Origin of the sequence: Pseudoalteromonas sp. Ld19 (assembly GCF_045064135.1) — a bacterium.
In the GTDB taxonomy this organism is placed as follows: Bacteria; Pseudomonadota; Gammaproteobacteria; order Enterobacterales; family Alteromonadaceae; genus Pseudoalteromonas; species Pseudoalteromonas aliena.
Genome location: NZ_JBISHA010000018.1, coordinates 21,606 through 35,195 on the forward strand (window position 1 = coordinate 21,606; position 13,590 = coordinate 35,195).

11 protein-coding genes are annotated in these 13,590 nt (G+C 39.8%); 2 read left to right on the forward strand and 9 right to left on the reverse strand.

Annotated features, from left to right (window positions below; all coding sequences use genetic code 11):
- The first annotated feature begins 46 nt into the window (after window positions 1-46).
- Window positions 47-1,411, forward strand: a complete 1,365-nt coding sequence (gene yegD / locus ACJJVZ_RS07890; protein WP_405599593.1) for a molecular chaperone — start codon at window positions 47-49, stop codon at window positions 1,409-1,411.
- Window positions 1,412-1,420: 9 nt separating this feature from the next.
- Here the strand turns inward: yegD and ACJJVZ_RS07895 are convergent, their stop codons facing one another.
- The 3 genes from ACJJVZ_RS07895 to ACJJVZ_RS07905 are packed head-to-tail and all read right to left on the reverse strand — an operon-like array spanning window position 1,421 to window position 3,764.
- Window positions 1,421-1,885: a methylglyoxal synthase gene (locus ACJJVZ_RS07895; RefSeq protein ID WP_077537355.1), complete on the reverse strand. Its 465-nt coding sequence runs from the start codon at window positions 1,883-1,885 to the stop codon at window positions 1,421-1,423.
- Between the two features lie 38 nt (window positions 1,886-1,923).
- Window positions 1,924-2,568: a LysE family translocator gene (locus ACJJVZ_RS07900; RefSeq protein ID WP_405599890.1), complete on the reverse strand. Its 645-nt coding sequence runs from the start codon at window positions 2,566-2,568 to the stop codon at window positions 1,924-1,926.
- Window positions 2,568-3,764 (reverse strand): multidrug effflux MFS transporter, encoded by a 1,197-nt coding sequence (locus ACJJVZ_RS07905; RefSeq protein ID WP_405599595.1) that lies wholly within the window; start codon window positions 3,762-3,764, stop codon window positions 2,568-2,570. The genes ACJJVZ_RS07900 and ACJJVZ_RS07905 overlap by 1 nt, the downstream gene beginning before the upstream one ends.
- 182 nt (window positions 3,765-3,946) lie before the next feature.
- On the opposite strand from ACJJVZ_RS07905, the gene ACJJVZ_RS07910 reads away from it, so the two are divergent.
- Window positions 3,947-4,420 carry a hotdog fold domain-containing protein gene (locus ACJJVZ_RS07910; protein WP_077537358.1) on the forward strand — a complete coding sequence of 158 codons (474 nt, stop codon included), beginning with the start codon at window positions 3,947-3,949 and terminating at the stop codon, window positions 4,418-4,420.
- A gap of 1 nt (window position 4,421) precedes the next feature.
- Here ACJJVZ_RS07910 and ACJJVZ_RS07915 read toward each other — a convergent pair whose 3' ends face one another.
- From ACJJVZ_RS07915 to ACJJVZ_RS07940, 6 genes are all read right to left on the reverse strand, one after another.
- Window positions 4,422-4,904: a polymer-forming cytoskeletal protein gene (locus tag ACJJVZ_RS07915; RefSeq protein ID WP_077537359.1), complete on the reverse strand. Its 483-nt coding sequence runs from the start codon at window positions 4,902-4,904 to the stop codon at window positions 4,422-4,424.
- Window positions 4,894-6,060, reverse strand: a complete 1,167-nt coding sequence (locus ACJJVZ_RS07920) for a M23 family metallopeptidase (protein ID WP_193155975.1) — start codon at window positions 6,058-6,060, stop codon at window positions 4,894-4,896. The genes ACJJVZ_RS07915 and ACJJVZ_RS07920 overlap by 11 nt, the downstream gene beginning before the upstream one ends.
- 217 nt (window positions 6,061-6,277) lie before the next feature.
- Window positions 6,278-7,591, reverse strand: coding sequence for a fumarylacetoacetase (gene fahA, locus ACJJVZ_RS07925; RefSeq protein WP_405599598.1), 1,314 nt, complete (start codon window positions 7,589-7,591; stop codon window positions 6,278-6,280).
- A gap of 136 nt (window positions 7,592-7,727) precedes the next feature.
- Entirely contained in the window at window positions 7,728-8,774 is a 1,047-nt protein-coding gene (gene hppD, locus ACJJVZ_RS07930) for a 4-hydroxyphenylpyruvate dioxygenase (RefSeq protein WP_405599601.1), read from the reverse strand.
- Between the two features lie 304 nt (window positions 8,775-9,078).
- The gene (locus ACJJVZ_RS07935) at window positions 9,079-11,820 is read right to left on the reverse strand and encodes a metallophosphoesterase (RefSeq protein ID WP_405599603.1); all 2,742 of its coding nucleotides are present in this window, start codon (window positions 11,818-11,820) and stop codon (window positions 9,079-9,081) included.
- Window positions 11,821-11,934: 114 nt separating this feature from the next.
- A complete protein-coding gene (locus tag ACJJVZ_RS07940; protein ID WP_077537363.1) occupies window positions 11,935-13,365 on the reverse strand; it encodes a peptide MFS transporter in 1,431 nt (476 codons plus the stop codon).
- Between the last annotated feature and the right edge of the window lie 225 nt (window positions 13,366-13,590).

Genomic DNA, 13,590 nt, shown 5'->3' on the forward strand with positions numbered 1-13,590 from the left:
AAAGTGTGCTAAATTGCGCGGCCTTTTTGGTAATGTGTGGTGAAGTATGTTTGTAGGTTTTGATTACGGTAGTTCTAATTGTGCTATGGGTGTAATGAACGAAGGTAATGTTCAATTGGTACCGCTAGAGCAAGGGAAGCATTACTTACCGTCTACACTTTACACTCATCACAGTGCGCTGGTGGTTGACTTTGTTGCTAAGCATTTACATGGCACGGCTCATGAACACGACTTTATATCGCAACGCCAAGCCCTTTTAAATACCTTACCCCGTATTAAGTCAGATCTTGATTTACATCCTTCAGATGACACCCTATTTATTGGTCGTGAAGCGATCAGCGAGTACGTGCAGTTTCCTGAAGAAGGCTATTTTGTTAAATCCCCTAAATCATTTTTTGGTGCAACAGGTTTAAAACAAGGTCAAATTAACTTTTTTGAAGACATTGCTACGGCAATGATCTTAAAAATTAAGCAGCGCGCTGAGCACTCTTTAGGCAAAATGCTGACACAAACAGTGATTGGTCGCCCGGTAAATTTTCAGGCCGTTGGTGGTGAGCAATCAAATCAACAAGCCGTGGGTATTTTAGAGCGTGCGGCCAAACGTGCTGGTTTTAAAGATGTTGCCTTTTTATATGAGCCACTTGCCGCAGGTATCGATTACGAAAGTGATTTGACACACGATCAAAAGGTACTTGTTATAGATATTGGCGGGGGCACAAGTGACTGTTCATTTGTACAAATGGGGCCAAGCTTTAGGGGCAACAGTGAACGTGATGCTGATTTTTTAGCGCACAGTGGTAAACGTGTTGGTGGAAATGATTTAGATATTGCATTGAGTTACCACGGCTTAATGCCATTGCTGGGGTTAGGTAGTACGTTTAAATCGGGATTACCATTACCAAATCAGGCATTTTGGCAAGCGTGTAAAATTAATGACGTAAACCTACAAAGCCAATTCTATAGCGAAAGCCATACCCGTGAGTTAAATGCACAATTACGTGACGTAAGTGCACCAGAGCTTTATAAACGTTTAATGCATTTACAGCAAAATAAACAAGGTCATCAGCTAGTACAGCAAGGTGAGGCTGCAAAAATAGCCCTTTCATCAGCAAGCGAATTTAACTGTGATTTAAGTTTTTTAGATAAAGATCTTTATAAAAGTCTATCAGTGCACGATCTATCTGTTGCGGTAGAGAGTAGTATTAGTCAAATTGTGACGCTTGCTAAACAAGCCATCAGTGACGCTGCAACTATCCCAGACGTTATTTATTTAACAGGTGGTAGTGCACAGTCACCTTTAATTAAAGCCGCGTTGAGCGAGCATTTAGGTGATATAAAAATGGTTAATGGAGATCACTTTGGTAGTGTAACTGCTGGCCTAACTAAATGGGCCAGCATGCTTTATAAGTAGCTTAAAAATTTAAATATCTATTTGTCGGGTTGCGAGGTATTTTTCGTAATCTGGCAAAGTACGTTCAAGCTCAACGTCCATAAGCGGTGAGCTTAATAGCATATCAGCACTGACCTCATTACACGCCACGGGTATATTCCAAACAGCCGCTAAACGAAGCAATGCCTTAACATCAGGATCGTGAGGTTGCGATGCCAACGGATCCCAAAAAAATATCAAAACATGTATTTCATGTTCTGCTATTTTTGCTCCTAATTGTTGATCGCCACCCATTGGGCCACTTAAAAGTTGAATTACATCAAGACCAGTGGTTTTTTGGATTAAATGCCCCGTCGTACCGGTGCCATACAAAGTGTGCTTGCTTAGTATGCTTTTGTGTTTTTCACACCATACTTTTAATGCTGCTTTTTTACCGTCGTGGGCAACTAATGCGATATTTTTTTGCGCGGGAAGAGACTGTCTTTTTTGTTCCATGTTGATTCTTTTTTTTAGTTAACCAAAGTGCAGGTTAGTTAAAATAATAGATTGATAGCAAGGGCGATGAACACTAAGCCGGTGATCCTATCAATCCAAAGTTGGCTATTGGGATTACTTCTAAAAAATTGTGCTATTTTATCGCCAAAATAAATATACGTGCAGTCAATCGGAAAAGCAAAAATAGGGTAGAGCAAGCCAAAAAAAGCCAGTTGTAAAGTAGCAGATGAAAGTGTGGGATCTACAAATTGAGGAATAAACGCAATAAAAAACAATGCAACTTTAGGGTTTAATACTTCAGTCATCATGGCTTGGAACATCACATTACTTTTTTTGCTGGTACTCACGTGAGGTTTATCACATTGCTCATTATGAGCTGCAGGCTGACGCTTGCGCAATGTGCCTTTAATCATCATAAGCCCTAAATAGCACAGATATGCAGCTCCTGTATATTGTACTGTTGCATACGCTGTAGCGGATGCTTTTAGTAGTGCGCTTAAACCAACTACCGCTAAAAAAGTATGTACTACGCCGCCTAAAGCAAAACCGAAGGCACTTTGCATGCCTGCACTGCGCCCGTTAGCAAATGTTTGCGCCATTAAAAAAGCATTGGATGGACCCGGTGCAACCGCCATTAAAAAGCTAGCCAGTAAAAACGAGAGTAAAAAGTCAGGGTTGATCATCATGCGCTTTTAGCCGGATGTAAAGTATGGGCTTTTTTAGTCATTAAAATAAACCAAAGTGGCACCAATAATAAAAGGTGAAAAGCAATTAACCAAGGTGTACTTAGCCCTAAAAATTGAGTTAAAACGACAAGTATACTGGCCCCGCTCATTTGCATTGCCCCCAGTAATGCTGAGGCTGTACCTGCTTGTTTAGGAAAGCTAGATAGAGCCATACCTGCTGCAGAGCCTAAACTTAACGCAAACCCTAATGCTGCAATTAAAATAGGTAACATAAGTGCAAACGCCGTTTCTATACTGCTAAGAGCAAGCATTAATAAACCTGAAAAAACCAACAAACTTACACCGAGTCGCAAAGCTTGCTGGCTATTTCGTTTAATGTACGTTGGTAATATAAAGCTCGCGACAATACTTATTACAGCATTTAACGTAAACCAAAAGGTAAAATCAGCTACCGTGCCACCTAAATGTGTAATGATCCAGCCAGGCGCGAGTGTTACATAAACCAAAATAGCCGACATCGCGACCATACAAATTAGACTATTAAAGAAAAATACCGGTGTTTTAATAATCGGGGTAAAGCGACGTAAATCTAAAATATGGCCTTGATAATGGCTATCGGCTGGGCGTGTTTCTCTAAAAAAGAATAGCGTGACAATAAGGCCGACAATAGCAAAAACGGTTAAAAACATAAAATTCATACGCCAGCCAAACTGTACGGTCAGCCATGCACCTAAAATAGGCGCCATTGCAGGAATAAAACACACAATCCCATTTAGATAGGTGATCATCTGCCCGCTGCGTTCTGGACCATATTTATCGCGTACTATCGCAAATGCGACAACAAAGGTGGCACACGCTCCTAAACCTTGAAAGGCGCGTGCAATCATCAATACATCAAAAGAAGGCGAGTAGTAAGCGAGCAATGCCGAACTTGCGTATAAACTAACTCCAACAATAGCCACCGGTTTTCGACCAAATCTATCCGCCAGCGGTCCCGCAATTAATTGACCTAAACCAACAGTTAACATAAAAATAGCAACGGTTTGTTGTACTTGTTGCTCTGTAACTGCAAATTGCTCTGCAATAGTAGGAAAGGCGGGTAAGTAAATATCGATTGCCATAGGGCAAAATATAACGAGTAACGCTAAGATAAGTAACAAAGTCGTATTTGGTTTTGCGGGCTGTGTTTGCATTGAATCTCCTTTTGCCGAGTATTTTAGGTGGGCGCCCATAAAAAAGAAAGGGCTTATGACCCCTGTGGATGCTATCCGCTCTATTTTTTATTTACATTAAGCTAAAAGGCAAAGTAAATGCACTTTTTTAAACTGGTCTGATGTGTTAATTTGAAAAAAGTAACCGTTGATGGAAAATAATAATGAGTAATAAATCCGCACTTGTAAAAACGTGGCTTAGGTTTAAGCGTTTACCTTTTGGTAATTGGCTTTTTACTAAAGCTGTTTGCTTTAAAGCGCCTTACTTTGGCTCTATGAAACCTTATGTACTCGATTTGCGAGAAGGGCATTGTAGCGCAGTGGTTAAAAACCGTCGTAGTGTTCATAATCACATTGGAACTATTCATGCTATTGCCCAGTGTAACTTAGCTGAGTTGTGTGCTGGCGTTATGGTGGATGCCACTGTGCCAGTTAAAACACATCGCTGGATCCCTAAAGGTATGACGGTTCAGTATTTAGCTAAAGTGGATACAGATGTGACAGCAATTGCTGAAATTGATTTACCGCATAAATGGGTTGATAAAGAAGACTTGGTGGTGCCTGTAAAACTTTATAATACCCGCAATGAGCTTGTTTTCACTGCAGATATTACAATGTACATTACTGAGAAAAAGTAACTTAAATTTTATCAGTAGCTTGTTTATTTACAAATGACAAGCTGCTGCTATCTTCCTCTAATAATATTTTGGCTTCACTTGCTGGTTTTAGCTTATCACTAATAAGCTCAACCTCTTCTTTTTCGAAGCGTTGTTTTAAACTGCCTTCAATAATAGCCCCAGCATCAATACTCAACGTATCGTGAAATACATCGCCATGCACATGTGCACTTTCTTGAATTTTCACCTCACTCGCATTGAGAGTGCCAATAATTTTACCTTTAACGACAACACTTTTAGCTTCAACTACACCTTCGACAATACCGGTAGAGCCTATAACTAAATGCTCAGCTTTAATATCGCCATCAATGCGGCCATCTAACTGTACTTCGCCTTGGCTGATTAATGTGCCCGTCATACGTACATCTTCAGAGATAATTGAAGGTGTATGAGATACTCTTTTTAAAGATGAATTATCTACTTTCTGCTTTTTTTTACTGAACACTAGAAAACGCCTTTGTTATTTTTAGAGGATTGACTTGTTTGCCATTAAGTAACACTTCGTAGTGTAAATGAGTGCCAGTACTTCGTCCTGTACTGCCCATTAAACCAATAACATCATTTTTATAAATTGTTTGATCTTTTTTCACATTAATTTTATTTAAGTGGCCAAAACGTGTTACTAAGCCGTTTTTATGTTTAAGCTCTATAAAGTTACCATAACCGCCATTACGGCCAGCTCTAAGTACGACGGCGTCTGCTGGAGCAAATATTTCTGTTTTGTGCCAACCGGCAAAATCGACCCCTTTGTGAAACGCATGACGACTGTTCATAGGATCGTTACGAAGACCAAAACCGCTTGAGATATAATACTTTTTAGCAGGTAATGGAAGTGTGTTTGGCAACTCAGTTAAAAAGCTTTCTAAGTTATTTAATAATAATAATTTGTCTACAACCGCTAGAAAGTGCTTAGGTATTTTAGTTTCGTCAAATGTGTCAAAAGGACCACCTTGTGCAACTGTTTGATCGCCTAACGCTAAACGCTTTTCAAGCACTGATTCAAGACCAGCGCCTTTTAACATTGCTACAATAGCTTTACGTCGAGTGCTTATTTGCTCATCGAGTTGACTAAAGCTATTTTCGTATTGCAGGTTTAAATGTGCTGTTCGCTGTGCAAAGTCAACCGTTGTATTTAACGTAAGCGCAGCGTTTTCTTGTGCGTTATCATCTATTAACGGCTCATGAAATTCGTTTTCATTTTCGTTGATTGGTAATTTTAGATCGGTATCAAGTTTTATGGACTCTTTACTAATAGAGGCCGGCAACGATTCGATCATATTTTGTAGCAGCGCTTGTTTTTGCTCTAGCACTTCAAGTTGTTCTAGTTGCTTTATGTAAAGTGCGTGTTGATCACTCGTTTTTTTCTTCCAAAGAGTTTGCTTATCTTGTTGGCTTTGCTCAATATGTGAGATCTGATTTGTTTGCGAATAAACACGAAAACTAGAAATACTCATCCATGTGACAGTTCCTAAAATAAGCAATACAGCAAAAAATTGAAGCCAAGGTGCTAAAAGAACATGCTTAACTTCGCCATTTTGACGAATAAGCAGCTGACGAGCTGGGAAAAATTTATGATAAAAAGATTTTATAAATACTAACATGGCATATAAACACTGGCTATTAACCGAATTAAGATATCAATCTGAGCCTAAAAAGCCAGAAATAAATTGTAACCACTCAAAAATTAATAAAAAAGGGCTGCTTTTATTCCGCAACCCATTTATAACTCATTGTGTTTTTTATACTATTTAACCTGAATTCAACGCAGTTAGCGCTGAAAATAGCTGCTCGAGATAGATTTATTATCCAGAATTCAGGTTATTTAGTTGGCAGTACCGTACTCTCTACTGAACCAAAGCCAATACGTACATAGCCTTCTTTTTCACACCAACCACGCATAATAACGTTATCGCCATCTTCTAAAAAGCTACGTTGCTCACCATTACTAAGCGTGATTTTTTCTTTTCCACCACGAGATAGTTCAAGCAAAGAGCCCGCCTCTTCATGGGTAGGGCCTGATTGCGTACCTGAGCCCAGCATGTCACCAGGCATGAAGTTACAGCCATTTACCGTGTGGTGAGTAACCATTTGCGCTACAGTCCAATACGAGTGTTTAAAGCTAGATGTTGATACACGCGTTGGCGTGTGACCCTCATTGCGCATTTTTTGCGTTTGGATTTTAACATCCATTTGTATATCAAAAGCACCTTGCTCACGGTTCGCTTTTGATTCTAAGTAATCCATAGGTTGCGGATCGCTTTCATCACGCGTCCAGCTTGTTCTATAAGGAGCTAAAGCCTCAGTTGTTACAATCCACGGAGAGACAGTCGATGCGAAGTTTTTAGCTAAAAATGGGCCAAGCGGTTGGTATTCCCATGCTTGTAAATCGCGCGCAGACCAATCGTTAAATACACAAAAACCAAACACATGGTTTTCAGCATTCTCAATAGCGATTGCATCGCCCAGTGCGTTACCTTTACCCAAATAAATACCCAGTTCTAGTTCGTAATCAAGGCGCTTACATGGACCAAATGACGGTACTTCTGCATCGGGTGCCTTAGTTTGACCTTTAGGGCGGTGAAATGTTTGACCCGATACATCAATAGACGAAGAACGTCCGTGATAACCAATAGGTACCCATTTGTAATTTGGTAGTAATGGGTTATCTGGGCGAAATAAGCTGCCCACAGCAGTTGCGTGGTAGATTGACGTGTAAAAATCGGTGTAATCTCCGATACGACAAGGGAGTGAAAACTCAATATCAGCTTGTGAGACAAGCGCATCGCTCAGCATTTGTTGATGCTCAGAGCCTACTCGTAGTGCTTTTGAAAGCGCTAAACGCAGTGCTGACCAGTATTGTTGACCCAAACCCATAAACGTATTTAGGGTGGCTTCACTTGCTGCATCAGCGGCTGTTTTAGCATCACCTGTTAAAACGTTTAATTTGCTCAGTTTTGCTAAATCAATTACTTGGTCGCCAATAGCAACACCACCACGAAAGGCTTCATCAGCGCCTTTACGACGAAACTCTGCAAACGGTAAGTTTTGAATAGGGAAGTCGCAGTTATCAACATTAGCTGATTCTACCCAGCTGATTAAATTAATATCGTGGGTTTCGTTAATTAGGCTCATTACATTTCCTTTGGATTTTACGGTATAGCGATAAAGTACAGTTTATTTAATCATACTTGTACTCAGCGCAATACTTTTTAAATATTAAAACGACAAAAAGCAGCGAAATTCGCTGCTTTTAATTTACTCAAATGTTTTATAAAACGCCGCGACGCTCTTGGTCGCGTTCGATTGATTCAAATAATGCTTGGAAGTTACCTTCACCAAAACCACCATCATCAACGCGTTGGATCATTTCTATAAAGATTGGGCCAAATAAGTTTTTAGAGAAGATTTGCAATAAGTAACAATTTTCACTTTGGCTATCAACGAGTATTTGATGCTGACGAATCTTTTCTTTATCTTCAGCAACCCAAGGTACACGGTCAAAAATAGTATCGTAGTACTCTGGGATAATATCCAAAGTAGCAATTGTTGATTTATCCAGTTTATCAAGAGAGCTTACTAAGTCATCGGTTAAAAACGCTAAATGTTGAACGCCTGGGCCATTGTACTGGCCAAGGTATTCGTCAATTTGGTTGTTATTATCACCTTTACCTTCATTTATCGGAATGGAGAAGGTGCCACAAGGAGATTTAAGTGCATACGAAATAAGCGCTGTTTTTTGACCTTTAATGTCAAAGTAGCGTACTTCTGTAAAACCAAACACATCTTTATAAAAGTTAGCCCACTTTTCCATAGTGCCTTTATAAACGTTATTGGTTAAATGATCGATTCGGATAAAGCCTTTATCTTCTACAACATTTTGCGTTTCAAGGTCTTCAAAATCACTTTCGTAAATAGTGCCTTTGTCGCCAAATTGTTCAATAAAATAAATTAGGCTGTCGCCAATGCCATAGATTGCAGGGTATGGCAGGTTTTTATGGGTTGAATCAGTTGCGGGTTTTGCACCACGCTCTACTGCTGTATCAAATGCTTTTTGTGCATTTTCAACACGCCAACCCATAGAACAAATAGCAGGTCCGTGACTTTTAGCAAATTCGGCAGAAAAACCTTCGCGCTCGTTATTTAATAAAAAATGAATATCGTTTTGGTTATAATAAACAATGTCTCTACCTTTGAATTTTTTAAGCTTAGAGAAGCCAAAATCAGTAAATACTTTATCCATATAATCTGCATCAGGTGTGGCGTATTCAGTAAATTCGATACCCACTAAACCTAAATAATTATTTACTTCACTCATTATCATTACTCCCGCAATTAAGCACTGCGATTATGTGTTGTTGTCATATTGCAGTAGATAATCAACCAGAATTTTGCTTAGGGGAAGAGGGCGGCACTATTTAATATGCAGTCGATGTGTAAATTTTATAGGACGGTTATTACTAAGTAATGTGTTTGCAATACAGTTAAATGAATTGAGGTACTATGGCAATAACTTATATTGCAATAAAAAGACCTCAACGTATTGTTTTTAAATAATATAAATTGCTATTGTGCTGCGCAAAAGCCCCTTTTTTAGTGAGTGATTAAAAGTTTACTTGTACTTAATTGTTTACAGTTAGAGACGCGTTACCAAAGAACTTGTTACGTTGCTCTAACCAAAGGTTAGGTTTTATAACAGGTGCGGTTTGATAATGGCGTTCAATTGCTTGATTCAGAACACGTGTTGATTGCTCAAAGGTTAGTTTTTGCTGTGCAGTGCCCATACTTTTTATTTCATCGCGGGTCATAGCATGGCCAGCATAAAGCAGCGCATTTAAATAACCAGGTACTGTTTCAAAATTGTTATCGGTAAATAAAAGCACTGATTTATTGAGTGCCCAACGGCGATTAATTTCGCCATCTTCTTTTACGCCTACGAGTTCACCGTCAATATATACTTCAAATACGCCATTTGTAGGTGCTGCGTAGAAAACAAATGCAACGCGGTGCCATGTATCTGGTTGAGTATTGCCAAAGTAGCCACTGTCGCTTGTTGACTTTCCGTAGCCGCCACTTGGGTCGATAAAGATATCTGCATCGTCCTCAAGGTAATTACTGGTTTCTGCTTGTATTACCGCGCGGTAAATATCGCTGCCTTCTGAAGGCCAATACAAGTCCATTACAAGTGTATAATCAGAGACCATTCCTTCATTTGCAAAATCACCGTTTGCAGCTGTATTGAGGTCAATCAATAACCCTTCAGTCGGAGAGTGCCTTGAAAAAGCCATTACACCAGAGGGGCCATCTCTCAAATCTGATATGTTTAGCTCGGTTGTGGTTTTATATTGAGTCTCTTCAGGGCCCCAATCTGTTGTTTGTGGGTCGAAATAACTTAGTACCGAAGGACCGAAGTCTGGCGTTAGCGGGCTTGCGTCATTATTAAAATTCCATACCGTAATATCTGTTTTATTATCACATGAAAATAGTTGATTGTTTGTATCAAGGTATAAACATTGGCTGGTTCTAAAGCGTGCATACTGATCGAGCAACCACCACGCTTCAGCAATTGGCTCTACATTTGAGAAAGTCACACCGTTAAAAAATAAATCAGCATTTAAAGCCGCACCTTTAAATAAAGCTACGTCGTAATTTCCTGTCGCTTTTATATCTTCGGGCTTTAGTAAAAACCAGTTAGGTTGACTGGCAAACATAGCGGTTAAATCACTGCCTGATACGGTGACTTTATAAATAGAATTAAATCCTGGTGTATTTGATGGCTGCCTCTCTACGTAAAAGGCTTTGTGGAAATCTTCTTGCGTGAGGGTACCCGGTGTCCAACGCTTTTGTACAAGTTCAGGGTTCAAAAGTGCTGCGCTAATTGAGCTCGAATGCAGTGTGGCTAAGGCGGTTATTTCAGCTAATTGCAAGGGACTAGGGTAATTTTCTGAAATAGCGATTTCTGTTTGTGCATCAGGAGCGTAGCGACCCATAATCGCATTAATTGCTTGTTGAGTTGTTTCATCGAGCTCGCTGATACTCTCGGTTTCAACTGTTTTATAATCAACAATAGGCGCAGACTTATCAGCTAAGTTAAACTTAAGTGTTAAATCGGTAATACCTTTAGCATAGAAATCGGGCTGAACAATAATAGCGCCGTTATCTAACGTCTCGTAGCTTTCACCGCCGTGGGTATGACCGCCAAGCACTAAGTCGATACCCGCTACATTGGTTGCCATTTCGGTATCAAGGCCTACACCTAAATGACTGAGCATGACAATATAATCTACGTCGCCGCGATATTGGCTTACAATACTTTGTGCAATCTGCTGCCACTGCCAACTCATTTTAAATTGTTTTATAAAATCAGGGATTGGTTCATCTTGAATTGGTTCATCAAGTTCATTCCATGGCACAGAAGTCATCCCAAATACGCCAAGTGTAATACAACCCGCTTGTACTTTTGCAAACCCCACAGCTGCAAAATCTTGGAGCTGCTGACCTTCGTAACGCGTATTACTTGCCAGTACGATGGCATTCTCGTCTTGTGAATAACTTAATAATTTTTCTGGGCCCCATGCGTAATCATGATTTCCAACAACGCGGACATCAAATTGCATCGCTTTAATTGCTTCTTCGGTTGCGATGCCTTGCGATAGCTGTTCAGCAACAGTGCCTTTTTCATAGTCATCACCACCGTTTGTAAATAAAGTATGAGGTGTTTGACTTGCTGCCTGATTGTAATAGGCTTTTATTCGGCTGAAGTATTGTTCTTGATAGCCAAAACGAGCATGTAAATCTGCAACGTGGACAAACCTTACTGACTGCTCTGTTGCGTTAGCGTCGCAAGTTGGGCCGATATTTGCGAAAGCTTCATTGCGCTGCATTTGTATTGCATAGGTACCAAGTTGATCCACTTGTGCGCTGACTAAACCTTCAGTAACGACTGAATTATTTATATTGACCCATGTGTCGCCAGTTAATCGTGCAATAAATAATTGGCCACCCAGCGCGTATGCTTGAGGTATTTTGATACCAATAGTCGCTGAACTTGTAAATGTGAGTGTGTTTGGTGTCAGGGAGTGAATATCTGAGATGATATTTTGGGCTGTTGTTGTTTCATCAGCTACAATGTTTGTGTAAGTAATATCAGTATTATTAGCAACTGCGTTAGCGGGAATCGTAACCGTAAAGTTTTCGTCATCGAGCGTGGCTGATAAACCGGAGGAGACAGTAACATTAAGTTGGCTAGGCTTTGGCGGATCGTTTGGATTTTGAGTAACAGCGTCACCAGAACCACCGCAAGCGCTTAAAAGTAGAACTAAAAAGGCCAAGCATTTTGCACGAAAAAAAGTAGACGTTTGCATGGTTTGCTGTTCCTAATGCCAGTGTAATGTTTATCTAAACATTGTATCAGCTAACAGAAAACCTATAAAGTGATAAGAGAACCTCCCCTGTAAAAGTACAGAGGAGGTTAATTGTTACTGTTTGTTAGCTGTAACTTCTAGTTCTTCAGCTAAAATATGTTCATGTGTATGAGGTTCGTGTTGACCCTCTGCACCATGCATCCATTTAACTAATTTATCACTTAGTAAATACATAATCACAGCCGATATAACGGCTGTAGCACCTAGGCCAATAAAGATACCAAGTGCATTGTCTAGCGCTTCTTCACCTTCACCTAAGTATGAACCTACAAAGCCAGCAATTTTGTTTGCTACAGCAGTGCATAAGAACCAAATACCCATAAGCATCGATGCTAAGCGTAGTGGTGCTAGTTTACTTACCATTGATAAACCAATTGGAGACAAGCATAGCTCACCTAACGTATGGAATAAGTAAAAAAGAACTAACCACATCATGCTAATTTGAAGCGTGTCACCTTGACCTTGAGTCATAAGCGCAAGGATCATAGTTAAAAAGCCTAGCGCTAAAAAGATTAGGGCAATAGCAAATTTAACCGGTGAATTAGGCTCTTTTTTATCAAGTTTTAGCCAGATAATTGCAACCAATGGCGCAAAAACAATGATAAAAATTGAATTTAGAGATTGAAACCATGATGCCGGAATTTCAAAATTAAATAGCATACGATCAGTGTAGTCATTCGCAAAAAGGTTCATTAAGCCACCAGCCTGTTCAAAACCCATCCAGAAAATGATACTAAATACACTCATAGTAAAAATAACTTTAATACGGTCGGTTTCAACTTTAGTAAGCGGAACTTTAGTATTTGAAGTTGATTGCTCTCGAGCAAGCTTTGCTGCAGGTACAACCCCGATATCACCTAGGTATTTTTTACTTAGTGCGACTTGCATAGCAACAGAGACCAACATACCAATACCTGCTGCGATAAAGCCAAACTGCCATCCCATAGATGCGGCTACAAAACCAGCAACCAAAGGACCAAATGCACCACCTAGGTTAATACCCATGTAGAATATAGTGAATGCACCATCACGGCGTTGATCGCCTTCGTTGTATAAGTCGCCAACCATTGTTGAGATATTTGGTTTAAATAAACCATTACCCAAACACAGTAGTGCTAAGCCAATATAAAATATGTTTTCTTCTTGGCCTGCTAAGTAACTATGTGGAATACCCATAGTAAAATGACCGGCGGCCATTAACAAACCACCAATGATAATGGCTTTACGTTGGCCTAACACGTTATCAGCTAACCAGCCACCAAATAACGGTGTAATGTACACAGCCATGGTAAACGTACCATAAAGGCTTAATGCGTCTGCATTACTCCAACCAAAACCGCCTTCTTGAGTAATGGCTACAAGATAAAGAACCAAAATAGCACGCATGCCATAGTAGCCAAAGCGTTCCCACATTTCTGTACCGAACAACAGGAATAATCCCTTAGGATGACCTAAGAAATCACCTGATTTAGGTAATGAACTCATATTTACTTCCTAACTTTAAGAATTGTTGTAATGGCCTTATAATTTTTTGCTTTAGCTATTTTAGTATTTAGACTTACTAGAATGCTCGACCATCAGTATATTATTTGCAGCTAAGGTAATGGTTTGCTGAACGGTAATACCGCTATAAGGTAAGAGTCACACCCTTATCCTAGCTACAATTGCGCATTAGTATACATAGACCTTTGTGCTAGGGGAAGCATTGCG

Excerpts from the sequence above, each read along its gene's own strand:
- yegD (WP_405599593.1), top strand. The coding sequence starts at position 47 with ATGTTTGTAGGTTTTGATTACGGTAGTTCTAATTGTGCTATGGGTGTA.
- ACJJVZ_RS07895 (WP_077537355.1), bottom strand. The coding sequence starts at position 1,885 with ATGGAACAAAAAAGACAGTCTCTTCCCGCGCAAAAAAATATCGCATTA.
- ACJJVZ_RS07900 (WP_405599890.1), bottom strand. The coding sequence starts at position 2,568 with ATGATCAACCCTGACTTTTTACTCTCGTTTTTACTGGCTAGCTTTTTA.
- ACJJVZ_RS07905 (WP_405599595.1), bottom strand. The coding sequence starts at position 3,764 with ATGCAAACACAGCCCGCAAAACCAAATACGACTTTGTTACTTATCTTA.
- ACJJVZ_RS07910 (WP_077537358.1), top strand. The coding sequence starts at position 3,947 with ATGAGTAATAAATCCGCACTTGTAAAAACGTGGCTTAGGTTTAAGCGT.
- ACJJVZ_RS07920 (WP_193155975.1), bottom strand. The coding sequence starts at position 6,060 with ATGTTAGTATTTATAAAATCTTTTTATCATAAATTTTTCCCAGCTCGT.
- fahA (WP_405599598.1), bottom strand. The coding sequence starts at position 7,591 with ATGAGCCTAATTAACGAAACCCACGATATTAATTTAATCAGCTGGGTA.
- hppD (WP_405599601.1), bottom strand. The coding sequence starts at position 8,774 with ATGAGTGAAGTAAATAATTATTTAGGTTTAGTGGGTATCGAATTTACT.
- ACJJVZ_RS07935 (WP_405599603.1), bottom strand. The coding sequence starts at position 11,820 with ATGCAAACGTCTACTTTTTTTCGTGCAAAATGCTTGGCCTTTTTAGTT.
- ACJJVZ_RS07940 (WP_077537363.1), bottom strand. The coding sequence starts at position 13,365 with ATGAGTTCATTACCTAAATCAGGTGATTTCTTAGGTCATCCTAAGGGA.